The following is a 23525-nucleotide window of genomic DNA, read 5'->3' as shown; positions in this document are numbered from 1 at the left end:
CCGGGTCCGTCCGCGTGTGGCCCGGCCGTCCGGAAAAGTTCGTGACCCATTCGCTTCGAAGCCTTAGGCTTTAGGAGTTAATTACACGTGTTGAGCAGAACGCCGGAGCCTCCCTTGGCCAGTCCCTATCGCGCGATCTTCGAGAGCCCGGGCACCCGGGCCTTCTCGGTCGCCGGCTTCCTCGGCCGGATGCCGCTGTCCATGATGGGCATCGGCATCGTGACCATGATCTCCCAGGTCACCGGGCGGTACGGGCTCGCCGGCGCCCTCTCCGCGACGCTGGCGATCTCCGCGGCGGTGCTCGGCCCGCTGGTCTCGCGCTGGGTGGACCGGTACGGGCAGCGCCGGGTGCTGCGCCCGGTGACGCTGGTGAGCCTCGTGGCCGGTGCCGCGCTTCTGATCAGCGTGAGTCTGAAACTTCCGGACTGGACGTACTTCGTCTCCACCGCCGTCATCGGCTGCGTGCCCAGCGTAGGCGCGATGACCCGCGCCCGCTGGGCGGCGATCTACGAGGGCCGCTCCGGGATGCTGCACACGGCGTACGCCTGGGAGTCGATCGTCGACGAGGTGTGCTTCATCTTCGGCCCGATCATCTCCATCGGTCTGTCGACCATCTGGTTCCCGGAGGCCGGTCCGCTGATCGCCGGGATCTTCCTCACCATCGGCGTCTTCTGGCTGACCTCCCAGACCGGCACCGAGCCGAAGCCCCGCCCGCAGGAGGAGCACACCGGCGGTTCGGCCCTGCGCTCCCCCGGGCTGCAGGTCCTCGCCCTCACCTTCATCGCCATGGGCGCCGTCTTCGGCTCGGTGGACGTGGTGACGGTGGCCTTCGCCGAGGAGCGCGGCGCGAAGGCCGCGGCCAGCCTCGTCCTCGCGGTGTACGCGCTGGGCTCCTGCCTGGCCGGCGCGGTGTTCGGGATGCTGCGGCCGAAGGGCGACCCGTCCCGCCGCTGGCTGGTGGGCGTGGCCGCGATGGCCGTGAGTATGATCCCCCTCCTACTGGCCGGGAACCTGCCGTTGCTGGCCGTGGCGCTCTTTGTCGCGGGTATGTCCATCGCGCCGACGATGGTGACCACCATGGCCCTCGTCGAAGTGCACGTACCGCGCGCCAAGCTCACCGAGGGCATGACCTGGACAGGGACCGGGCTCGCGATCGGTGTGGCCCTCGGCTCGTCGGCCGCCGGCTGGGTGGTCGACGCGCAGGGCGCCGCCGCGGGGTACGTGGTGCCCGTCGTCTCGGGCGCGGCCACGGTCGTGATCGGGCTCCTGGGCTATCGCCGGCTGCGCAGGTCGGCGCCGACGCGGGAGGGGCAGCGTGAGCGGGACGCCGAGTACACCGAATCCACCGAAGGCACGGAGCGGCGCGAGGACGGGCAGCAGCAGCCCGTGGCGTAACTGGGCGGGCACGGTCGAGTCCCGGCCGGCCCGCGAGGTCGCCCCGGCGTCCGCCGAGGAGCTGGCCGCGGAGGTCCGCCGGGCGGCCGAGGACGGGCTGCGGGTCAAGACGGTCGGCACCGGGCACTCGTTCACCGCGATCGCCGCCACGGACGGGGTCCTGATCCGGCCGGACCTGCTCACCGGCATCCGCCGGATCGACCGCGAGGCCATGACGGTCACGGTGGAGGCGGGCACCCCGCTCAAGCGCCTGAACGTGGCGCTGGCCCGCGAGGGCCTGTCGCTCACGAACATGGGCGACATCATGGAGCAGACGGTCGCCGGGGCGACCTCCACCGGCACTCACGGCACGGGCCGCGACTCGGCCTCGATAGCCGCCCAGATCCGCGCACTTGAACTGGTGACCGCCGACGGGAAGCTCATGACCTGCTCGGCGGACGAGCATCCCGAGGTCTTCGCCGCGGCCCGGATCGGGCTCGGCGCGCTGGGCGTCGTCACCGCGCTCACCTTCGCCGTGGAGCCGGTGTTCCTGCTCACCGCCCGCGAGGAGCCGATGAGCTTCGACCGGGTCACCTCGGAGTTCGACGCGCTGCACGCGGAGAACGAGCACTTCGAGTTCTACTGGTTCCCGCACACCGACAACTGCAACACCAAGCGCAACAACCGCAGTGCGGGCCCCGAGGCCCCGCTGAACCCGGTGACCGCCTGGATCGACGACGAGCTGTTGTCCAACGGCGTGTTCCGGCTCGCCTGTTCGCTGGGGCGCGCGGTGCCGCCGGTCGTACCGGGGATCGCGAAGCTCTCCAGCCGCGCCCTGTCGGCCCGTACGTACACCGACATCCCCTACAAGGTGTTCACCTCACCGCGCCGGGTCCGGTTCGTGGAGATGGAGTACGCACTGCCGCGCGAGGCGGCGGTGGCCGCGCTGCGCGAGCTGAAGGCGATGATCGAGCGCTCCCCGCTGAAGGTCAGCTTCCCGGTGGAGGTGCGGACCGCGCCGGCGGACGACATCGCGCTGTCCACCGCCTCGGGCCGGGAGTCGGCGTACATCGCGGTGCACCTCTACAAGGGGACGCCGTACCGCGCGTACTTCACCGCGGTGGAGCGCATCATGACCGCGCACGGCGGCCGGCCGCACTGGGGCAAGCTCCACACGCGGGACGCCGCGTACCTCTCCGGGATCTATCCGCGCTTCGGCGAGTTCACCGCGCTGCGCGACCGACTGGACCCGGACCGGCGCTTCGGCAACGACTATCTGCGCCGGATCCTGGGCGCCTGAACAAATCGTTCTCTTTCCACCCATTCCCTGAACTTCCCCTCGGACAAGGGGAGATCACGGGGACTCAACTCCCGTCCCTGCGGAGAAACTCGGCGGCGCGGCGGTCCACCCAGATGGTCCGAATGGAGTACTGTGGCGACCCCGGGGCCGTGCTCCCGCACGGGCGCGTGGAACACCGGGAGGGGGCCGAAAAGCGGCACTCGAACCGGCGGCGCCGCTGCACCGCACGGCGCCTGCTGCACAGAGTGACCGTCGCGGTCACTCTGCGTTGCAAATAGGTAACCGTGCCATAACGGCGTTTCGGGGTCCACGCCCGACACGCCGGGCAACTCGGCAAGGTTGTGGCAGGCTGCACCCGGGCAGGCCACACTCGACTAGCGGAAGCAGCGACGCACGTGACGTCGGCAGGCACCACCCGGGAGGTCCCCATGCCCGAACTGCGTGTCGTGGCCGTCTCCAACGACGGCACACGACTGGTGCTGAAGGCTGCGGACAACACGGAGTACACGCTTCCGATCGACGAGCGGCTCCGTGCCGCGGTGCGCAACGACCGCGCCCGCCTCGGTCAGATCGAGATCGAGGTGGAGAGCCACCTCCGCCCCCGCGACATCCAGGCGCGCATACGAGCCGGTGCCTCCGCGGAGGAGGTCGCCCAGCTCGCCGGCATCCCCGTCGACCGCGTCCGCCGCTTCGAGGGCCCCGTGCTCGCGGAGCGGGCGTTCATGGCGGAGCGGGCCCGCAAGACGCCGGTGCGCCGCCCCGGCGAGAACACCGGACCCCAGCTCGGCGAGGCCGTCCAGGAGCGGCTGCTGCTGCGCGGCGCCGAGAAGGACACCGTGCAGTGGGACTCCTGGCGGCGCGACGACGGCACCTGGGAGGTGCTGCTCGTCTACCGCGTCGCCGGCGAGGTGCACAGCGCCAGCTGGACGTACGACCCGCCGCGCCGCCTGGTGCAGGCGGTGGACGACGAGGCGCGCTCGCTGATCGGCGAGACCGACGACACGATCGCCGCCCCGGAGCCCAGCTTCCCGTTCGTGCCCCGGATCGCCCGGCTCCCCCGGGACCGGCCGCTGGACCGCGCCCTGGACCGCCAGATCGAGCGGCACCAGCCGCCGGCCGCGTCCGTCGAGGACGAGCCGAGCGAGCGGGACTCGCTGACCAGCCTCCTGGAGGCGGTGCCGAGCTTCCGCGGCGACATGGTCGTGCCGGACCGCTCCGACGACGCGCCGTCCACGGAGCCGGACCAGGAGCCGGAGGCGGAGGAGCCGCCGGCCCCGGCGGCCTCGGCCGGCGCGGGCTCCGCGTACGCGGACGTGCTCATGCCGCGCGCGGTCTCCGGCCACCGTGACCGTCTGATCGGCACCACCGACCGGCAGGCGGAGGCCGACGGCGTCCGCCCCGGCCGGCGCGCCGCGGTGCCGAGCTGGGACGAGATCGTGTTCGGCACACGGAGGAAGAAGCAGGACTGAGACGCGGTCGACGCGTGTGAGGGGCCGGCACCGGCAGAGGTGCCGGCCCTTCGTCGTGCTACGGGTTCGGGCCCGTGGCCACCGGGCGGGCCGGGTCGCTGACCCACTCCGACCAGGAGCCCGCGTACAGAGCGGCCGCGATGCCGGCGAGCTCCAGAGCCACCAGCTGCTGCGCGGCCGAGACGCCGGAACCGCAGTAGACGCCTACCTCCGGCGTCTCTGTCGCGCCGAGGGCCTTGAAACGTGCGGCCAGCGTCTCGGCGGGCAGATAGTGACCCGTCGCGTCCACGTTCTCCGTCGTCGGCGCGGAGACCGCGCCCGGGATGTGGCCGGCCACCGGGTCGATCGGCTCGGTCTCGCCGCGGTACCGCTCCCCCGCCCGCGCGTCCAGGAGCAGGCCGGTACGGGCCAGGGCCGCGGCGCCGTCCGCGTCCAGGAGCCGCATCGCCCCCGGCGCCGGGACGAAGTCGCCCTCCGCCGGGGACGGGGTGTCCGTCGACAGCGGTCCGGTCCAGGCGGGCAGGCCGCCGTCGAGGATCCGTACGTCCGTGTGCTCTGCCCACCGCAGCAGCCACCACGCGCGGGCCGCGGCCCAGCCCTGGCCGCCGTCGTACACGACCACGGGCGTGCCGGACCGGACGCCGGCCCGCCGCATCACCGCGCCGAAGGCGTCGACGTCCGGCAGCGGGTGCCGGCCGCGGCCGCCGCCCGGCGGGTCCGCCAGTTCCTCGTCCAGGTCGACGTAGACCGCCCCGGGAAGGTGCCCGGCCGCGTACGCGGGACGTCCGGGCGGACCGCCCATCTGGTAGCGGACGTCGAGCAGCACCGGAGGCCGCGACCCGGCACATTCGCTCGCGAGTTCGGATGCGGAGATGATGGGTGTCATGGGGGCCATCCTCGCGCAGTCGCGGCCCTCCGTGTCGCGACCGTGGCGGGAACGACCTCACGGCAAAGGCGGCGAACAGGACATCCTCTCGCGGGATCGCGCCGGAATCGGCGCGGTCGGGGCGCGCGACGCGCCGGGTGGTGCGAGCATCGGCACTGGCACGCGACACCACGGCCACCGGCGAGGGTCCGAGGAGAGAGTGACGATGACCGAGGCGACTCGGCGCACACCGGGTGCACCCTGTTGGGTGAGCCTGATGGTGCACGGGCTCGAACCGACACAGGAGTTCTACGCCGAGCTGTTCGGCTGGGAGTTCCGCCCCGGCCCGCAGCAGCTGGGCCCCTACTCCCGCGCACTGCTCGACGGCAAGGAGGTGGCGGGGATCGGCCGGCTGCCTCCCGACCGCCATCTGCCGATCGCCTGGACCACCTATCTCGCCACGGACGACGCGGACGAGACCGCCGAGCTGATCCGCTGCTGCGGCGGCACCGTCGCGGTCGGCCCGCTGGACGCCGAGGAGGCCGGCCGGCTGGCGATCTGCTCGGACCCGACGGGCGCGGTGTTCGGCATCTGGCAGGCCGCGGCGCACCACGGCACGGCCATGGCCGGCCCGCCGGGGACACCGGTCTGGAACGAGCTGCTGACGTACGAGACCGCGACGGTCGCCAAGTTCTACCAGTCGGTCTTCGGGTACGAGATCGAGCCCGTCGTCTCCGCCGACTTCGACTATCTGACCCTGCACCTGCAGGGCCGCCCGGTGGCCTCCCTGCACGGCGTGGGCACCGCCCTGCCGCGCGCCCGGGGCGCGCACTGGATGACGTACTTCGAGGTCGCCGACACCGACGCGGCGGCCGCGCTGATCACCGAGCTGGGCGGCCAGGTGCTGCGGCCGCCCCGGGAGGGCACGGCGGGCCGCCTGGCGCTGGTGGCCGACCCGGAGGGCGCGGTGTTCACGATCGTCCACTCTGCTCTTCGAGACACCTGGAGCGGCGTTCGGGCCTCCTGAGCGGGGTCATGCCTCCGTGCGGCGTCATGCCTCCGTGCGGCGTCATGCCTCCGTGCGGCGCAGCAGGCGGGAGCGCTGGCGTGGCAGCGCGCCGCCGGGCAGCTTCAGCTCGGTGAGCCGCTCGCCCGGGAAGCAGTGCGCGGTGCCCGGGTCGCGGGCCAGCCCGGGCAGAAGCGCGGCGACCTCGTCGCGCAGTCCGGGGTGGCTCGTCGGCCGCATGCAGTAGCCGACCGCGCGGACCAGCGCGGTCAGCGACTCGGGCGCGGCCCCGGGCACGACGGGCGTCGCGCCGGCCTCCAGGTCCGGGACGAGGTGGTCGACGATGGTCAGCGGCACCCGGTTGCTGTTCTCGTACGGGGTGAGCCGCTCCAGGACCGTGCGGGTGCCGACGCGGGCGACGGGCACGTCGTAGTACACGGAGGCGGTGAGCATCGCCGTGGAGAAGCAGCCGACGACGAGCCCGGGGCGGCACCGCTCGTAGAAGGTCTCCGCGAGCAGCGGCCCGTCCAGGACGGTCAGCCGGACCCCGGCGGCCTCGGCCGCCTCGTGCAGGGCCAGCGAGTAGCGGGCCGGGGCGGTGGGGTGGGGCTTGAAGACCACCGACGCGTGCCCGGCCGCGGCGGCGGAGCGCAGCATCCGGACGTGCAGCTCCTCCTCCTCGTCGGCGGTGAGGATGCCGAGCGCGGCGAGGTACTGGCCGAGCAGCAGCGCGGTCGGGGCGGCGGCGACGGCCCGGTCGACCTGCGGGTCGCCCTCGGCCGCGGCGGCGATCTCGGCGAGGACGCCGCGGAAGGCGTCGTCCGGGACCAGTTCGGCCCCGACGCCGTACTCGGTGAGCAGCATCGGGCGCAGGCCGGGCACCAGGTCGAGGTGGAGCAGCCGGTGGATGCGGCAGGCGATCGACTGGGGCAGCTCGTCGCGGGTGGGGCCGTAGCTCATCAGGCCGTCCGCGTACACCTGGATCGAGCTCTCGGCGAAGGAGGCGGCGAGCGCGCGGGCCGGGTTGACCTGGATGGACTCGACGATCAGCTCGACGGGCGCGTCGTCGAGGTCCCAGGCGGTGCGGAAGACCCGCTGCCACAGCGGCGCCTCCTCCGGGCGCGGTGCCCACGTGCCGGGGTGGTGCGGCCGGATCGCCTCGTTCCAGTCGAGTACGCCGTCGAAGCGGGCGGCGATCCGCGCGTAGCCGGTCATCTCCTCGAGGCGGAGTGCCGTCTCGGGGATCTCGGCGTTGTGGGAGAGCAGCAGCAGTCGGCGGGCGCCGTCGCGGGGGCCGAACTGTCCGGCGTCCAGGGCGGCGGCGAGGGTGGCCGCGCCGTAGAGCGTGGACACCTGGAAGATCTGTGTGCGCATGGGGAGTTCGGGCTTCCTGCGGGTTCGGTGGCGGGTCAGGCGGCCCGGTGGGCGCCGCGCAGCCGCCGGAGCAGCGTGCTGCGGGTGGTGTCCATGGTGGCGAGGGTGTCGTCGAGCACCGCCTGCGGCATGCGGGCGAGCGCGTCGGACACGTCCCGGCGCAGCCGCTTGGCGACGGCGGGTTCGTACTGGTCGGCCTTGGCCATGTGGAAGGCGATCATGGCGCAGTACGTGCGGACCGCCTTGGGCAGGAAGCGGTCGGCCTCCGGGTCCTGGGCGACCTCCTCCAGGAGCAGGTCGTAGGACGGGATGAAGTCGAGCTGCCGGTTGTCGGTGATCTGGGTGAGCGAGGTGGTGACGCCGCGCCGGTAGAACACGCCGTGCAGCGAGAGCGCCGCGTACGTGGTGGCCTTGAGGTGCAGCCGCCAGACCCAGAGCCGGTCCTCGGCGGTGCGCAGCCTGGTCTCGAAGCGCGACTGCCCGTGGCGGAAGAGCCGGCTGCTGTAGATCCCGAAGGGGACGAACGGGTAGTCGACCATCGTGACCATGCTGGCCGGGGCGATGCCGTCGCGCGGGTCCATCACCTGGTCGCGGAACCGGGCCGGGGCGTAACGGATCTGCCGGTTGCGGCCGTCGGACTGGACGTGGTCGGTGCGGGCGAAGTCGCAGCCGAGTCTCTCGACGCGGTCGACCAGGGCGCGCAGATGGCCGGGGGCGTACCAGTCGTCGCCGTCGAGGAAGGTGATCCAGTCGCCGGTGGCCGCGTCGATGCCGGTGTTCCGGGCCTGGGCCACGCCCTGGTTGGTGGCGTGCCGGATCACGGTGGCGTTCGGCACGCGGTCGAACCAGTGGTCGAGGACGTACGGGGTGTCGTCCGTGGAGCAGTCGTCGATCAGCAGGAACTCGACATCCGGGTCCGCGTTGTTCGCGAGGCTGCGCATGGTGTCGGGGGCGTACGCCCCGACGTTGTGGAACGGGACGACGACGGACAGCTTGGGCACACGGATTCCCCACACTCGAACGGCACTCCGCCCGGCACGCTAGTCCGCGCCGATTCCGGCGGGACGAGGCTGAGGGGCACGGTCGGTGAACTCTTGCCGTCGTGCGGAGGAACCCGGCCGCCGCCTCTGCAGCCACCACACGGCGGCCAGCGCGAGCAGCGCCGTCGCGCCGACCGCACCGCCGAGCATGAGGCCCGGGGGCCGGAAGACGCAGGTCACCGAGTCCGTGCCGGGGCCGCCGCCGAGCGGGACGGCGAGCAGGCCGAGGCGGCGGGCGGCCGGGGCGGGTTCGGCGTCGCCGGCGGCGCAGCGCCAGCCGGTGATCCGGGGCGCGGCGACGACGGCGGTCCCGGTGCTGCCGGGCGGCAGCTGGGCGGTGAGGGTGTGGCCGTCGACGCGTACGTCGGTGGCGCCGGTGGCGGTGAGCCGTTGTACGGCCCGGTCGAGGCGGTCCTGGACGAGGCAGGCCACGGGCTCGGCGGGCAGGGCGGGTGCGGCGGCCTTGGTCGCGTGCACGTCGACGCGGACCTCGCCGGAGGGCGGGACGGTGCCGAGGGACTGCATGGGGGCGCGCACAGACGGCGGTTTGCCGTCGAAGCGGGCCGGCGGGCGGCCGGCGAGCGCGGCACTGCCGGTGTGGTCCGGGGCCCAGAACCACACCTCGGAGCCGGCGGGGCAGGTGCCGGTGAGGGTGAGGGTGAGGGTGCCTCCGTCGGTGGGTGTGCGGCGCTGGTCGGTGGGGAGGTCGTAGACGTCGGCCCCGAGGGCGAGTTCCTGGTTGGCGAAGGCGGAGTCGCCGTACCGGAGGGTGTCCCCGTCCGTGCCGGGGTGCACGGTGACCAGGGGCGGTACCGGCCGTTCGACGGTGGTGACCTCGGCCTCGGGGAGGGTGTCCTCGCGGACGGGGGCGGTGGGCGTGGAGCGGATCCGCGCGCCGACGGAGAAGATCGCGTCGGCGACCGGGCTGTCGAGGGTGACCGGGTGGCGGCCCTTGGCGTAGTAGCCGAAGCCGAGGGCGGACAGGGTCTCGGAGTACGTCCGGGAGGTCAGGCTGCTGTAGTAGTCGGCGCCCTGGCCGCCGGTGACGAGGACGTCGTTGCCGCCGGGGGTCTCGCCCGGGTCGGTGCGGTGCCGGGGCCAGTCGTCCGCGCGGGCGGCGGCGCGGGCGACCTCGTCGTGCCAGGGGCCGAGGCGCGGGGCCCAGGAGACCTTGCTCAGCTGCTCGCGCTCGATGCGCGCTCCGGTGACGGCGGCCTCGCCGGCCTGCGCGGCGAGCAGCAGGGCGACGGCGAGGACGGGCAGTACGCGGCTCGTGGCGTTCCGGGAGGCCAGGACGGCTGTCCCGGCGGCGGCTACGGCGAGTGCGGCGGCCGCGCCGAGGGCGGGGAACGTCCAGCGGTCGATGTCCACGCTGTCGCGGGCGGCGAGGGCGAGGACGGCGAGCAGCGCGGCGCCGCCGGCCAGGGCGGGGAGCCGGGGCAGGCCGCGCGCGCTGGAGAGCCAGGCGGCCAGGACGAGCAGGCCGCACAGGACGAAGGTCTGGCGGTACGGGATGCCGTTGGGCGAGGCGCCGGCGTGCCACAGCAGATGGGTGGGCTCCCACTGGAGCGAGAGCGCGACCAGGACGACCGCCGCGGTCCATACGAGGCGCTCACGGCGCGGTACGGCGGCGTTGAACGGCAGGGTGAGCGCGAGGGCGAGCGCCGCGGTGCCGATGTACAGGGCGGGCGTGGCGACACTGGACGTGGCGGGCAGCAGCCGGGCGAGGACGTCGGTCCACGCGGCGGCGGCGAACGCGGTCGGGGGTGTCGGGTCGGCGACGCGGGTGGCGAAGAAGACGACCGTGACCAGCGGCGCGGCGAGGCCGATGCCGATGAGGACGCTGCGGGTGGCGCGGAGGAGGGCGGCGAGGCGCCGGCGCGCGCGGTCGCCTTCCGTCAGCAGGCGGACGACGAGGAAGACGGCGACGCCGATCGTGGCCATGTACGCGGTGTAGAAGTTGGCGATCCAGGCCAGGGCGACGACGAGCGGCCCGAGGAGGGGCCGGCGTCCGTTCCGCGCCCACTCGCCGACCAGGCACAGCAGCGGGAAGGCGACCAGGCCGTCCAGCCACATCGGCACCGTGGCGCCGTAGTTGAACGTCCAGCCGGAGAGCGCGTACGCGGCGCCGAGCACGGCCGCCACGGGCCAGGGGCCGCTCCGGCGCAGCGTCAGCAGCAGGGCCGTCATGGCGGCCCCGGCCGCGGTGATCTTGGCGGCGGTGATCACGTAGAGCGCGAGCTCGATCCGGTCGGCGGGGAAGAGCACGACGATCAGGTCGAACGGGCTGCTGAGGTACGTCCCGACGTCGCCGAGGAAGTTCGAGCCGAAGCCGGAGGACCAGTTGACGAACAGGTCCCCCTCGGCGTCGCCGCGCAGGAAGCGCCGCCAGTACGCGTGGTACGGCAGGTACTGCTGCCCGAGGTCGACGATGTTGCGGGTGACGGGCCCGAAGGGGTACGTGCGGGCCAGCAGCCCCGCGAGGCAGAGCACGACGCAGGTCAGCCCGCCGCCCGCGAGCGCGCCCCTCAGCCGCGTACGGTCGGTCGGGGCGGGTGCGGTCGGTACGGATACGGCGGTGGGCACGGGCCCATTACGGCGGAGCCGGGCGACCCGTACCCGATCGGGGGGCGAGGCCCGGGCGTGCTGGAGGTGAACTCCGGGTGTCGTCATCTCCTGAACGTCTGACGTCGGCACGGCGCACGACACATTCGAGTCTTGTATGCACAAGGGGTTGACGAGCAGGGAGTGGCTCCCTAACTTCACAGCTTGATATAAGACTCCCCACAAAGCGGCGAAGGGTTGTCAGGTGCATAACAAAGCGCGCAACAAACTCGTGCGGGGGATGCGGGTGTTGGCCTCCGCCGCCCTCGTCGCGAGTGCCCTGGTGCTCTCCGGCCCCGGCGCCGCACAGGCCGCGGGCGAACGCGTCGACGTCTGGCTCACCACCACCTCCGACTCCGGAGGCCGTACCGTCACCCGGGGCCTCGCCCCGCAGACGCCGCTCGCCTTCGGCCCCGCCGGCGGCAGCGCGGCCCACACCCTCACCGTCGACGAGAACACCACCTACCAGCAGTTCGAGGGCGGCGGCGCGTCCATCACCGACACCACCGCGCACCTCCTGCGCGGCGGGGCGGTCAGCGCCGGCACCCGGGACGAGGTGATGCGCAAGCTGTTCTCGCCGACCGACGGCATCGGCCTCTCCTTCGTCCGCAACCCGATCGGCGCCTCCGACCTCTCCCGGCCCGGCAACGTCTCCCTGGACGACACCTGCTGCGACCTGAACGACTTCGGCTCCAACGGCTACGACACGAATGTGCGGCTGCTGACCGTGCAGGCCAAGCAGCTCAACCCGGCCCTGCGGGTCAAGGGCGTGCCGTGGAGCGCCCCCGGCTGGATGAAGGACAACGGCCGGATGGACCAGATGGGCTGGCTGAAGTGGGAGCACTACCCCACCTACGCCCAGTACCTGGTCAAGTACGTCCAGAGCTACCAGGCGGCCGGGATCAAGGTCGACTACCTGTCCGTGCAGAACGAGCCCAACTGCTGCCAGGCCGGCAACCCCACGGCCATGAACTACCCGGGGATGAGCTGGAACCCGTCCGGGCTGGCCGAGTTCACCAAGAACCACGTCTACCCGGCCTTCCGGGCCGCCGGGCTCACCACCAAGGTCCTGGTGCACGACTGGAACTACGGCGACTACGCGAACTTCGGCTCCGGCGTCCTCAACGACGCAGGCGTGCGCAACGACCCGCTGTTCGGCGGGATCGCCTGGCACGGCTACTTCGGCGACCCGGCCGTCGGCAGCCAGGTCCACGACCAGTACCCGTCGGTGCGGCAGTTCAGCACCGAGCACTCGGGCGGCACCTGGATCGGGAACCAGCACAACGAGGACCTGAACGACATCGTCACGTACGCCCGCAACTGGAGCGGCAGCCTGGTGAAGTGGAGCCTGGCGCTGAACCAGAACATGGGGCCGCACAACGGCGGTTGCGGCACGTGCACCGGGCTGATCACGGTCCAGGAGGGCGGCCCGCGAGCCGGTCAGGTCGACTACACGGTCGAGTACTACACGACCGGGCACCTCACCAAGTTCGTGCGCCCGGGCGCGTACCGCATCGCCTCGACGGCCAACTCGACCGTGCAGAACGTCGCGTGGCGCAACCCCGACGGCTCGAAGGCGCTCATCGCCCACAACGGCGGCGGCTCCGCGCAGTCGGTCCGCGTCGACTGGGGCGGCCAGTCCTTCACGTACAGCCTGCCGGCGCGTACCACCGCCACGTTCAAGTGGTCCGGTACGCCTGGTGGTTCCGCTCCCGCCACCGGCGCGCTGACCGGCCTGGCCGGGAAGTGCCTGGACGTGACCGGCGCCTCCAGCGCGGACGGCACCCCGGTGCAGCTCTACACCTGCAACGGCACCGCGGCGCAGCAGTGGACCCTCGCGGCCGACGGCAGCGTGCGGGCGCTCGGCAAGTGCCTGGACGTCACCGGCGGCGGCACCGCCGACGGGACCCGGGTGCAGCTCTACACCTGCAACGGCACCGGCGCGCAACGCTGGTCGTACAACGCCTCGACACACGACGTCGTGAACGCGGCCGCGGACAAGTGCCTGGACGTCACCGGCAACACCTCGGCGGACGGGACGCGCACCCAGATCTGGTCCTGCACGGGCGCCGCGAACCAGAAGTGGACGCACCACGCGTCGTGACGCCCTCCCGCGCCCGGCCGGGACGCGCGCGGCGTGTCCCGGCCGGTGCTTCCCGTCTGCTCACCGACCCCCTCCCCTGCTCCTGAGGAGACCGTATGCCGCACCCGCGCACCATGCCGCACCCGCGCCGTCGAAACCGGCGGAGAGGGGCGGGCGTCATGTCGCTCGCCGTGACCGCCGCCACCGCCGTCCTGGCCGGGCTGCTCGCCGGGGCCGCGCCGAGCGCCGCCGCGCCGGGCACGGCCCTGCCGGCGGCGCTCGGCGCGGCCGAGGCCGACGATCCGGCGCCCCGGGCCGTCGACCGCTTCGAGGGCGAGGTGCCGTTCGCCGGGCCGCCCGCCGAGGGCCTGTTCACCTGGGGCAGCGACACCGACGACCACCCCACGCTCACCCTCGCCGAGCGCGCCGACGCCCCCGAGGGCGCGAAGGTCCTCGAAGGCCGCTACGACATCAGCGGCTGGGGCGGTTTCACGCACGACTTCGCCTTCGACAAGCCGGCGCAGGACTGGACCGCGCACCAGGGCATCCGGTTCTGGTGGTACGGCCAGAACACCGCGCCGCTGCCGCCCGGTTCGGGCAAGCGGATCAACTTCGAGATCAAGGACGGCGGGGCGAACGGGGAGGCGTCCGAACTGTGGACGACGTCGTTCACCGACGACTGGGAGGGCTGGCACCTCGTCGAGATCCCGTTCTCCGACTTCCGCTACCGCGCGGACTACCAGCCGGTCGGCGGCATCGACCAGGTGCTCGGGCTCGACAAGATGTGGGGCTACGCGCTGACGCTGCCGACGGGCGCACCGGGTGCCTTCGCGGTGGACGCCGTGGAGCTGTACGGCAAGGCCGACCCGGCCCTGAACACCCGGGTCGTGACGGGGGCCGTTGTGCACCCGGTGGACGAGGGCGGCACGGCGCGGATCGACGTGTCGGTCGCCACCACGGGCTCGCAGCCGACGGGTGAGCCGGTCACGGTCGCGTACGCGACGGAGGACGGCGGGCCGGCGCAGGCGGGCGAGGACTACACACCGGTGAGCGGGAGCGTGACCTTCCCGGCGGGAACGCCCTCGGGGACGACACGGTCGATCGCGGTGGAGACCCTGAAGGACCGTACGGCCGAAGAGGCCGAGACGATCCCGGTGAAGCTCACCGTCGAGGGCGCGAAGGCGCCGGCCGAGACCCCGGTGATCGCGGTGAACGCGCACGGACTGCCGTACCTGGACGAGCGGCTTCCGGTGAAGAGGCGGGTGGCGGACCTGCTGGGGCGGATGACCCTGGCGGAGAAGGCCGGGCAGATGACCCAGGCCGAGCGCAACGCCCTGCGCTCCCCCGGCGACATCGCGGGCTACGGGCTGGGCTCGCTGCTGTCCGGCGGCGGTTCGGTGCCCACACCGAACACGGCGGAGGCGTGGGCCAGGATGGTCGACGCGTACCAGCTGCGGACCCGGGCGACCCGGCTGCAGATCCCGCTGATCTACGGCGCGGACGCGGTGCACGGGCACAACAACGTCATCGGCGCGACGATCATGCCGCACAACATCGGCATCGGCGCGACGCGGAACCCGGCCCTGGCGGCGCGGACGGGCGCGGTGACGGCGAAGGAGGTCAGGGCGACCGGCGTGCCCTGGGACTTCGCGCCCTGCCTGTGCGTGACGCGGGACGAGCGGTGGGGCCGCTCGTACGAGGCGTTCGGCGAGGACCCGGCGCTGGTGACCGCGATGGAGACGGTCATCGACGGCATGCAGGGCGCGGCGAGCGGCAAGGACCTGGACCGCGACGACAAGGTCCTGACGAGCGCCAAGCACTTCGTGGGCGACGGCGGTACGGAGTTCGGCTCGTCGACGACGGGCTCGTACACGATCGACCAGGGGATCACGAAGGTCACGCGCGAGGAGCTGGAGGCCGTCCACCTGGCCCCGTTCGCGGAGGCGGTGAAGCGAGGCGCCGGCACGGTCATGCCCTCGTACTCGTCCCTCGACATCATCGGGGACGACCGGGGCCCGGTGAAGATGCACGCCAACGCCGAGATGATCAACGGTGTGCTGAAGGACCGGATGGGCTTCGAGGGCTTCGTCATCAGCGACTGGCAGGCGATCGACCAGATCCCCGGTGACTACCCGAGCGACGTGCGCACGTCCATCAACGCGGGCCTCGACATGATCATGGTCCCGACGAACTACCAGGACTTCACGCGGACACTGACGGCGGAGGTGGAGGCGGATCGCATCGCGCAGTCCCGCATCGACGACGCGGTGCGCCGCATCCTCACCCAGAAGTTCCGCCTGGGCCTTTTCGAGAAGCCGTACGCGGCCACGACGAACCTGGCGTCGGTCGGCTCGCCGCAGCACCGGGCGGTGGCGCGGGAGGCGGCGGCCGCGTCGCAGGTGCTCCTGAAGAACGAGGCCGGGGTACTCCCCCTGAAGCCGACGCAGAAGGTCTACGTGGCCGGCTCCAACGCCGACGACCTGGGCAACCAGGCGGGCGGCTGGACGATCACGTGGCAGGGCGGCTCGGGCCGCACGACGCAGGGCACCACGATCCTGGAGGCGATGCGCAAGGCTGCCCCGGACGCGGAGATCACCTACTCGAAGGACGCGACGACGTCCACGGACGCCCATGACGTGGGCGTGGTGGTGGTCGGGGAGACCCCGTACGCGGAGGGAGTGGGCGACGTGGGCAACGGCCACGACCTGGAACTGAGCGCGACGGACAAGGCGGCGGTGGACCGGGTGTGCGCGGCGATGCCCTGCGCGGTCCTGATCGTCTCCGGCCGCCCGCAGCTGATCGGCGACCGCCTCCCCGAGATCGACGCCCTGGTGGCGTCCTGGCTCCCGGGCACGGAGGGCGACGGCGTGGCGGACGTCCTGTACGGCAAGCGCGCCTTCACGGGCCGACTGCCCGTGTCCTGGCCGAAGTCGGAGGCCCAACTCCCCCTGAACGTGGGCGACAAGACCTACGACCCCCAGTTCCCCTACGGCTGGGGCCTGACCACCCTCACCGCACCCCCGAAGGGCGGCGAACTCACCCTCCGAGCCCTGGAACTGGCCGCCCGGGTCCTCCAGTCGACCGGCCGAGCCACCTCCCCTGAGGCCCACCAACTGGTCACCCGAGCCCGCCTGATCGTCCAGTCCCGGATCGGCCGGAAGCCGACGGAGGCCACGTCCAAGCCCTTCGCCGACGCCGACCACCTCCTCCTCACGGGCAACCCGACAGGAGCCATCCACAAACTGACGGAGGCATACCGAGCCGCGAACTGACGTTCAGGCACACGCGTTTCGGGGCCGGGAGCGGCCGAGCATCAGCCGCTCCCGGCCCCTTCCCGTCCCCAGGTCACGGCAGCAGCGGTGCGAGTACGCCGGTGGGGTCGTGGCGGTGTCGGAGCGCGTGGAGGCGGGGCAGGTTGTCGCCGTAGGCGGCGTGCGTCTCGGATGCGGTCTCGGGGAGGCCGGGGCGCAGCTCCACGTTGTAGAACCCGACGGTGTGCGCCGCCAGTTGGCGCAGCGTGTCGCGGGTCCAGGTCCTGCAGACCTCGTCGTCGGCGCCGTCGTCCCAGATCGCGTTCAGCGGGACGCTCCACTCGGCGGTTCGGCCCCGGAACGCGGTGGCGGTGTCGTCGACGTCGGCGAGAGCGCCGCCGGTGTGCTGGAAGTCGATGCGGCAGGCCCGCGTGGGTGCGGTGCGGATCCGGTCCGCGAGGGCGTCCGCGACCTCGTCGTCGAGGGTGGGACCGGTGAAGGCCGCCTTGCCGAAGAACGAACCGCGCGGGCCGCTCCCCGGGGCGGGTTCGGGTGCGCCGGCACCGGGGACGGCGAACTCGGGCAGTCCGGCGGGGTATCGGGCCGAGGTCTCCGAGCGGTACAGCGGCGCCGCGCGCGAACCGGCGACGACGGCGTCGACGCCATCTCTGGCCCGCCCGACCGCGCTGTCGCGCCGACTCGCGCACACGGCGTAGAGGAACAGCACCGGCTCGTCCGGCGAGAGGGAGCTGTGGCCGAGGACGGCGCTCATCGTGATGTCCCGCGGGAGTTCGGGAGCGACCTGGAAGTAGGTCGCGAGCGCGTCCAGTCCCGTCACCGCCCGCCCGACCCACACCGGACCGATCTCGTGCGTCCGAAACTCCGCGGACGTGACCACCCCGACGGAGGGCGCGCACCCCCGGACGGCCCACCACAGCTCGGCGTCGTCGCCCGAGCTCTGCTCGGAGAGGTGGACGATGTCGCCGGACGGGAGCACGAGTTCGACCCCGACGAGATGATCGACGGTGAGCCCCAGGGACCTCGTCAGGTGACCGATGCCCCCTCGGGTGGCCATGCCCAGGCCGGCGTGTCCGACGACGCCGACGGGCACCGCACGACCTGCCGGGGCGAGGGCCCGATGCATCGCGCCCATGGTCGCCCCGCCGCCGACGACCACCCGGTCCGCGTCAGGACGGGCGGCGTCCAGGTGCTGCGAGAGGTCCAGCATCACGGCGCCGTCGGCGACGCAGTTCGAGCTCAGCCCACCGCCGCGCACCGTCACCCGCGCTCCCGCCGCGGCCGCCACCCGCATCGCGGTCGCGACATCGCCGACCGTGCGCGGCGCCACGACACACGCGGGCCGCCGCCGTGCCGCCTCGGGAAAGAAGACCGCCGCCAGGGCGTTCTCGTACGCCGTGCTTCCCGGCGGCGCACACACCGCCGATCCGAGCACGGCCCGCATCTGCCCGACAACGCCGTCCGAACTGGCCACGGTGACCCCGATTCCCGGTGATCGGGTTTCGGGCGGAGCGCCTTCGGTTGTCCCGGACGAATGGAGCGGCAACCCCGGGAGGCTACCGCACCCAGGGCTCAGCCGGAGGTGACCGGGAGGACGTCCGGCGACAGGGCGGCGGAGCGGGACGTGGCGCTCGTCATGCGTTTGCGGTGGTGCCGACGGCAGAGGACTTCGTAGCCGACGACCCCCGCGGCGCCGCCCACGTCGCCCACCACGACCTGTTCGCCCTCGACGACCATCTCGCCGTCGACCGTACGGGCGTTGTGGGTGGCGCGGGCGCCGCACCAGCACATGGCCTCGACCTGGAGGGTCTCCACGCGGTCCGCCAGTTCGATCAGGCGCTGCGAGCCGGGGAAGAGCTTCGTGCGGAAGTCGGTCGTGATGCCGAAGGCGAAGACGTCGAGGTTCAGGTCGTCCACGATCCGCGCCAGCTGGTCGATCTGCCCCGTCAGCAGGAACTGCGCCTCGTCCACGATCACGTAGTCGACCTTGCCGCCTCGCGACATCAGGTCCACCACGAAGCCGTACAGGTCCAGATCGGGCGCGGCCTCCACCGCCTGGGTCACCAGGCCGAGCCGCGACGACAGCTTGCCCTCGCCCGCGCGGTCGTCCCGCGTGAAGATCACGCTCTGCAGGCCCCGCGCCGAGCGGTTGTGCGCGATCTGCAGCGCCAGGGTGCTCTTTCCGCAGTCCATCGTTCCCGAGAAGAAAGCCAATTCGGGCATGAGGAGGTGACGGCCTTTCGGAAGAGTGAGGAGGAGGGGTGGAGTGCGCTGTCGACGCCGCTACGTGCGGATTTCCAGGAGGGGGACCAGCTGTTCCGCCGGGGTCATCGAACCGTGGACGCCCGTCATCGCGGACTCGTTGGGCTCGTTGACGGAGGCCGTGATGATCACGTCGTCGTGCGCCGCCGCGACCACGTCGCCGAGCCGGCCGTACACCCGCTCGTCGTACCAGCCGGGCGGGCCGAACCAGCCCGCCTCCAGCGCCTCTTCGCGGCTCGCCACCCAGAAGCGGTCGCCGAGCACCTCGCGCCAGCAGGTCAGGACGTCCGACTCGGCGCCCGGCACCGCGTACACATGGCGGGCACGGCCCTCGCCGCCGAGCAGGGCGACGCCGGCCCGCAGCTCCCAGTCCTCGTCAAAGTCGATGCGGTGCTCGTCGTCGAAGGGGATGTCCACCATGCCGTGGTCCGCCGTGACGTACAGCGCGCTGCGCGGCGGCAGCTGCTCGGCGAGCCGCTGCACCAGCCGGTCGACGCACATCAGCTGGCCGCGCCAGGCGTCGGAGTCGACGCCGAAGCGGTGGCCCGCGCCGTCGAGTTCGCTGTAGTACGTGTAGACCAGCGAACGGTCGCCGGCCGCGAGCCGCTCCGCGGCCGTGTCCATGCGCTCCTCGCCGGAGAGCCGGCCGAGGAACGTTCCGCCGCTGAGCGCCACCTTGGTCAGCGGGGTGTCCTGGAAGGCCGGCGCGGAGACCTGCGCGGTGTGCACGCCCGCCTCGTGGGCGAGCTGGAAGACCGTCGGGTACGGCTGCCAGACGCGCGGCGCGGTCCACGGCTGCCAGCGGAGCTGGTTCATCAGCTCGCCGGTGTCCGGGTTGCGCACGGTGTAGCCGGGCAGGCCGTGCGCGGCCGGGACCTGGCCCGTACCGACCGAGGCCAGCGAGGTCGCGGTGGTGGCGGGGAAGCCGGCCGTGACCGGGCGGCCGGTGCCGCCGCGGGAGCTGCCGAGGAGGGAGGTGAGGTACGGGGCCTCGTCGGGGTGGGCCCTGATCTGCTCCCAGCCGAGCCCGTCGATCAGGAACACGCAGTTCCGGTCCGCCGGCGCGAGCTCCGCGATGCGCGGTTCGAAGCCCGGCACGCCCTGGCCGGCGACCAGCGTCGGCAGCAGGTCCGCGAGGGATCCCGTGCCGTACTCGGGCACGGGCGCGGTGTCGAGCGCCAGGGGCGCGGGCTCGTCGGGCCAGCCGGGGGCCACCGTCGTCGGCTGCGCCATCAGCGGGTCGCCGCGGTGGCTTCGGAGAGCGACTGGGCGAAGGCCAGGGTCTGGGCCACGGTGTCCGGGCCGTCGCCGGCCTCGCTGACCCGCAGGCTCAGGTCGTCGGCGGTGGAGTTCCCGGTGTAGCCGTGGTCGGCGTCGCAGTTCGGGTCGCCGCAGGCGGCGGGTTCCAGGTCGATCCGGGAGACGGCGCCCCAGCCGATGGTCAGCACGACCTCACGCGGCAGGGTGCCGGGGGTGTACGACTCGGGGTTGGCGACGACGCGGCTGACCACGATCGACGAGATCCGGTCCAGCTTGACCGACTCCGTGGACGTGGTCGCGTACGGCGTGGGCGAGCTGTTGTCGGCGGACTGCTCGTCGGTGTGGCTGACGATGAAACGGTTGGCCGTCAGGACGAGGACCGTCACATGACGGCGGACCTCGTTCTGGTCGAAGGTGGTCTCCTGGTGCACCAGGTACGACGCGATCGGCTCGCCGCCGACGGCGGCCTCCACCGCCTCGGCCACGAGGGCCGGGTAATAGCCGCTGCGCTCGATCGCCGCGCGCAGCCCCTGGGTCGTCGTACCGGTCTTCGCCATGGACTCCATCCTAATCCGTCGGAAGGGGCGCTCCGGATGCGTCGAGGGGGCGCTCGGGGCGGGGTATGTCACTCCAGCGACACGTGGGCCGTCAGTAGCTGGGGAGGGTGCGGGGGCCGAGGTCGGTGCGGGCGGGGGGCGGGGCGAGACGGACGGTGGCGCCGAGCACGGAGACACCGCGCGGGGCGACGACGACGGGTTCGAGTGCGACCGCCATGACCTCGGGGTGGTCGTCGACCAGCCGGGACAGCCGGAGCAGCAGCTGCTCCAGGGCGGGGGTGTCGACGGGCGCGGAACCGCGCCAGCCGAACAGGAGCGGAGCGGTCCGGATCGACCGGACGAGCTCGGCGGCGTCCCGGTCGGTCGCCGGGACGAGCCGGTGGGAGGTGTCGCCGAGCAGCTCGGAGGCGGCGCCGACCAGGCCGAAGGAGAGCACCGCGCCGACCGCCGGGTCGATCGCGGCGCGTACGACGGTGTCGACGCCGCGCGGCACCATCGCCTGGACGACCGGCTGGAGCTCCTCCGGCTTGCCGAGCGCCTCGGTGAGTTCGGCGTACGCGGCCCGCAGCTGTTCCTCGGTCGCCAGGTCGAGCCGCACGCCTCCGAGGTCGGGGCGGTGCCGCAGGTGCGGGGCGGTGGTCTTGAGCGCGACCGGGTAGCCGAGGCGGGCCGCGGCGTCGACGGCGGCGTCCGGGGTGGGCGCGGGCAGGGTGGGCCGGACCTCGATCCCGTACCGGCCGAGCAGCTCGCTCGCGTCGTCCGCGCCGAGGGTCGTGCCCTTCTCGTCGATGTCGTCGCCGAGCAGCCGCTCGATGAGCGCGGCGGCGCCGGCCTCGTCGATGTCCTCGTACTCGGGGACCCGGCCCGGGTCCGCGGACTGCCGCCGCCACTGCGCGTACCGCACCGCCTCGGCCAAGGCCCGTACGGCGCGCTCGGCGGCGGGGTAGGCGGGGATGTTGCCGGGGGTGGTGGAGGGGGTCGCGGCGGGGACGGGGTCCGCGGTGCCGGGTGTGGGGGCGGGGGAAGGCTCGGACGGCGGGGCGGCGGGCTGTGGGACGGCCCCCGGGGCAGGTGGCCGGGGCGCATCGACGGGGGCCGCAGCCGATGTCGGCTGCCTCCGCGCCGCCGCGCCCGGCGCCGTGCTCGCCGCCGCGGACAGGGCCTCCGCGAGGCCGCCCATCTCGACGTGGACGACCACGACCGGCTTCGCCGGGCCGCTCGCGGAGGCGACGGCCGCACGCAGGGCCGCGGCCAGGACCTCGCCCTCGCCGGACTCGGTGACACCGTTCTCACCGACCCACGGGATCGCGGTGACGACGACGGCGTCGGAGAGAGGGTCGGCCAGCGCCTGGGCGAGCGCGGCCCGGAAGTCGTCGGGCGTCGCCGCCGTCGTCAGGTCCAGCGGCCGGAGCGGACGCAGGCCCTCCGTCAGGCAGGCGTCGTACGTGAGCAGCCCGAGCGACTCGGAATTGCCCAGGATGGCGACCCGGGGCCCGTCCGGCAGCGGCTGGCCGGCGAGCAGCAGGCCCGCGTCGACGAGTTCGGTCACCGTGTCGACGCGGATCACGCCGGCCTGCCGCAGCAGCGCGGAGACGGTGGCGTGCGGGACGCGGGTGGCGGGGACCCGGTGTCCGGGCGGCGCGCTGCCGCTGTGCCGCGCGCCCCTGACGACGACGACCGGCTTGACCGCCGCGGTGCGCCGGGCGAGGCGGGTGAACTTACGCGGGTTTCCCATGGACTCCAGGTAGAGCAGGACGACGTCGGTGTCGGGGTCGTCGTAGCCGTACTGGAGGTAGTCGTTGCCGGAGACGTCCACCCGGTTGCCGGCCGAGATGAAGGAGGAGAGCCCGGCGCCGCGCCGGTGCAGCCCGGCGAGCAGGGCGATGCCGATCGCGCCGGACTGGGTGAAGAGCCCGATCCGCCCGGCCGTCGGCGACTGCGGCGCGAGCGAGGCGTTCAGCCGGACGTCCGCGGCGGTGTTGATGATCCCGAAGGCGTTGGGCCCGATGACCCGCATCCCGTACGAGCGGGCCTGCCGCAGCAGCTCGCTCTGCCGCCGGGCGCCCTCGGCGTCGCCGCTCTCCGCGTACCCGGCGGACAGGACGACGAGGCCCTGCACCCCGTGCTCGCCGCAGTCGGCCACGACCTCGGGGACGCGCTCGGCGGGGACGGCGACGACGGCCAGGTCGACCGGCGCGCCGATCGCGCCCACCGAGCGGAAGGCGGGGACGCCGTCGATGTCCGTCGCGCCCTCGGGCAGCGACGCGTTCACCGCGTGGACCGGCCCGGTGAAGCCGGCGTCGAGGAGGTTGCGCAGCACGGCGCGGCCGACACCGCCGTGGGTGCGGCCGGTGCCGACGACCGCGACCGAGCCGGGCGCGAGCAGCCGGTGGACCGAGCGCGACTCGGCGCGCTGCTCCCGGGCGCGCTGGACGGCGAGCGAGCGGTCGGTGGGCTCCAGGTCGAGGTGGAGCCGGACCGAGCCGTCCTCGAAGCTCCGCTTCTGGGTGTAGCCGGCGTCCGTGAACACCTTGATCATCTTGGTGTTGGCGGGCAGCACCTCCGCCGCGAACCGGCGGATCCCCCGCTCCCGCGCCACCGCCGCGATGTGCTCGAGCAGCGCGGAGGCGACGCCGCGCCCCTGGTGGGCGTCCTGCACGAGGAAGGCGACCTCGGCCTCGTCGGCGGGCTCGGGCGCCGGGCGGCCGTGCTCGTCGATGCGGTCGTAGCGGACGGTGGCGATGAACTCGCCGCCCACGGTGGCCGCGAGCCCGACCCGGTCCACGTAGTCGTGATGGGTGAAGCGGTGCACGTCCTTGGCGGAGAGCCGCGGATACGGGGCGAAGAAGCGGTAGTACTTCGACTCGTCCGACACCTGCTCGTAGAAGCTGACCAGCCGGTCGGCGTCGTCGACGGTGATCGGCCTGATCCGCGCGGTGCCACCGTCGCGCAGCACGACGTCGGCCTCCCAGTGGTCGGGGTACGCGTGTTCCGACGGCGTGTGCATGGCGCAAGCCTACGGCCGGGTCGGGCCACGGGCACCGGTCGCGCACCCGGTCGGT

General features: G+C 73.2%; 15 protein-coding genes. 6 read left to right on the top strand and 9 right to left on the bottom strand.

Features of this window, described 5'->3' with window-relative positions; translation table 11 throughout:
• The first annotated feature begins 114 nt into the window (after window positions 1-114).
• The 3 genes from ABZO31_RS25350 to sepH all read left to right on the top strand — a co-directional run bounded on the left by ABZO31_RS25350 (window position 115) and on the right by sepH (window position 4143).
• Complete coding sequence (locus ABZO31_RS25350; protein ID WP_406863576.1) at window positions 115-1395, top strand: MFS transporter; 1281 nt, start codon at window positions 115-117, stop codon at window positions 1393-1395.
• On the top strand, window positions 1316-2674 hold the full coding sequence (locus ABZO31_RS25345) for a D-arabinono-1,4-lactone oxidase (protein ID WP_406863575.1): 1359 nt from the start codon (window positions 1316-1318) through the stop codon (window positions 2672-2674). The genes ABZO31_RS25350 and ABZO31_RS25345 overlap by 80 nt, the downstream gene beginning before the upstream one ends.
• Before the next feature lie 395 nt (window positions 2675-3069).
• Window positions 3070-4143, top strand: a complete 1074-nt coding sequence (gene sepH / locus ABZO31_RS25340) for a septation protein SepH (RefSeq protein WP_406863574.1) — start codon at window positions 3070-3072, stop codon at window positions 4141-4143.
• A 58-nt stretch (window positions 4144-4201) separates the two neighbouring features.
• On the opposite strand, the gene ABZO31_RS25335 is transcribed toward sepH, so the two are convergent.
• Window positions 4202-5029: a sulfurtransferase gene (locus tag ABZO31_RS25335; protein ID WP_406863573.1), complete on the bottom strand. Its 828-nt coding sequence runs from the start codon at window positions 5027-5029 to the stop codon at window positions 4202-4204.
• 205 nt (window positions 5030-5234) lie between these two features.
• Between ABZO31_RS25335 and ABZO31_RS25330 the strand changes: the two genes are divergently transcribed.
• Complete coding sequence (locus ABZO31_RS25330; protein ID WP_406863572.1) at window positions 5235-6035, top strand: VOC family protein; 801 nt, start codon at window positions 5235-5237, stop codon at window positions 6033-6035.
• Window positions 6036-6077: 42 nt separating this feature from the next.
• Here ABZO31_RS25330 and ABZO31_RS25325 read toward each other — a convergent pair whose 3' ends face one another.
• The 3 genes from ABZO31_RS25325 to ABZO31_RS25315 are packed head-to-tail and all read right to left on the bottom strand — an operon-like array spanning window position 6078 to window position 11101.
• Window positions 6078-7388, bottom strand: a complete 1311-nt coding sequence (locus ABZO31_RS25325; RefSeq protein ID WP_406863571.1) for a polysialyltransferase family glycosyltransferase — start codon at window positions 7386-7388, stop codon at window positions 6078-6080.
• Between the two features lie 35 nt (window positions 7389-7423).
• A complete protein-coding gene (locus tag ABZO31_RS25320; protein ID WP_406863570.1) occupies window positions 7424-8389 on the bottom strand; it encodes a glycosyltransferase family 2 protein in 966 nt (321 codons plus the stop codon).
• A 39-nt stretch (window positions 8390-8428) separates the two neighbouring features.
• Window positions 8429-11101 carry a YfhO family protein gene (locus ABZO31_RS25315; RefSeq protein ID WP_406863569.1) on the bottom strand — a complete coding sequence of 891 codons (2673 nt, stop codon included), beginning with the start codon at window positions 11099-11101 and terminating at the stop codon, window positions 8429-8431.
• 172 nt (window positions 11102-11273) lie between these two features.
• On the opposite strand from ABZO31_RS25315, the gene ABZO31_RS25310 reads away from it, so the two are divergent.
• Both ABZO31_RS25310 and ABZO31_RS25305 read left to right on the top strand, forming a co-directional pair.
• Window positions 11274-13136: a ricin-type beta-trefoil lectin domain protein gene (locus ABZO31_RS25310; protein WP_406865472.1), complete on the top strand. Its 1863-nt coding sequence runs from the start codon at window positions 11274-11276 to the stop codon at window positions 13134-13136.
• Window positions 13137-13249: 113 nt separating this feature from the next.
• The gene (locus ABZO31_RS25305; protein WP_406865471.1) at window positions 13250-16387 is read left to right on the top strand and encodes a glycoside hydrolase family 3 protein; all 3138 of its coding nucleotides are present in this window, start codon (window positions 13250-13252) and stop codon (window positions 16385-16387) included.
• 73 nt (window positions 16388-16460) lie between these two features.
• On the opposite strand, the gene ABZO31_RS25300 is transcribed toward ABZO31_RS25305, so the two are convergent.
• From ABZO31_RS25300 to ABZO31_RS25280, 5 genes are all read right to left on the bottom strand, one after another.
• A complete protein-coding gene (locus ABZO31_RS25300) occupies window positions 16461-17858 on the bottom strand; it encodes an FAD-binding oxidoreductase (RefSeq protein ID WP_406863568.1) in 1398 nt (465 codons plus the stop codon).
• 98 nt (window positions 17859-17956) lie between these two features.
• On the bottom strand, window positions 17957-18607 hold the full coding sequence (locus ABZO31_RS25295) for a thymidine kinase (RefSeq protein ID WP_406863567.1): 651 nt from the start codon (window positions 18605-18607) through the stop codon (window positions 17957-17959).
• 60 nt (window positions 18608-18667) lie between these two features.
• Window positions 18668-19879 (bottom strand): alkaline phosphatase family protein, encoded by a 1212-nt coding sequence (locus tag ABZO31_RS25290; RefSeq protein ID WP_406863566.1) that lies wholly within the window; start codon window positions 19877-19879, stop codon window positions 18668-18670.
• Window positions 19879-20463: a DUF5998 family protein gene (locus ABZO31_RS25285; RefSeq protein ID WP_406863565.1), complete on the bottom strand. Its 585-nt coding sequence runs from the start codon at window positions 20461-20463 to the stop codon at window positions 19879-19881. Before ABZO31_RS25285 ends, ABZO31_RS25290 begins: the two co-directional genes overlap by 1 nt.
• Window positions 20464-20554: 91 nt before the next feature.
• Window positions 20555-23470 (bottom strand): GNAT family N-acetyltransferase, encoded by a 2916-nt coding sequence (locus ABZO31_RS25280; RefSeq protein WP_406863564.1) that lies wholly within the window; start codon window positions 23468-23470, stop codon window positions 20555-20557.
• Window positions 23471-23525: the final 55 nt, after the last annotated feature.

Source organism: Streptomyces solicamelliae, from assembly GCF_045348655.1.
Lineage (GTDB): Bacteria > Actinomycetota > Actinomycetes > Streptomycetales > Streptomycetaceae > Streptomyces > Streptomyces solicamelliae.
This window is presented reverse-complemented; position numbering and strand designations above follow the sequence as displayed.

What these genes read in the sequence shown, in the direction of transcription:
- ABZO31_RS25335 (WP_406863573.1), bottom strand. Translation starts at nt 5,029, where the DNA reads ATGACACCCATCATCTCCGCATCCGAACTCGCGAGCGAATGTGCCGGG.
- ABZO31_RS25330 (WP_406863572.1), top strand. Translation starts at nt 5,235, where the DNA reads ATGACCGAGGCGACTCGGCGCACACCGGGTGCACCCTGTTGGGTGAGC.
- ABZO31_RS25325 (WP_406863571.1), bottom strand. Translation starts at nt 7,388, where the DNA reads ATGCGCACACAGATCTTCCAGGTGTCCACGCTCTACGGCGCGGCCACC.
- ABZO31_RS25315 (WP_406863569.1), bottom strand. Translation starts at nt 11,101, where the DNA reads ATGACGACACCCGGAGTTCACCTCCAGCACGCCCGGGCCTCGCCCCCC.
- ABZO31_RS25310 (WP_406865472.1), top strand. Translation starts at nt 11,274, where the DNA reads ATGCGGGTGTTGGCCTCCGCCGCCCTCGTCGCGAGTGCCCTGGTGCTC.
- ABZO31_RS25305 (WP_406865471.1), top strand. Translation starts at nt 13,250, where the DNA reads ATGCCGCACCCGCGCCGTCGAAACCGGCGGAGAGGGGCGGGCGTCATG.
- ABZO31_RS25295 (WP_406863567.1), bottom strand. Translation starts at nt 18,607, where the DNA reads ATGCCCGAATTGGCTTTCTTCTCGGGAACGATGGACTGCGGAAAGAGC.
- ABZO31_RS25290 (WP_406863566.1), bottom strand. Translation starts at nt 19,879, where the DNA reads ATGGCGCAGCCGACGACGGTGGCCCCCGGCTGGCCCGACGAGCCCGCG.
- ABZO31_RS25285 (WP_406863565.1), bottom strand. Translation starts at nt 20,463, where the DNA reads ATGGCGAAGACCGGTACGACGACCCAGGGGCTGCGCGCGGCGATCGAG.
- ABZO31_RS25280 (WP_406863564.1), bottom strand. Translation starts at nt 23,470, where the DNA reads ATGCACACGCCGTCGGAACACGCGTACCCCGACCACTGGGAGGCCGAC.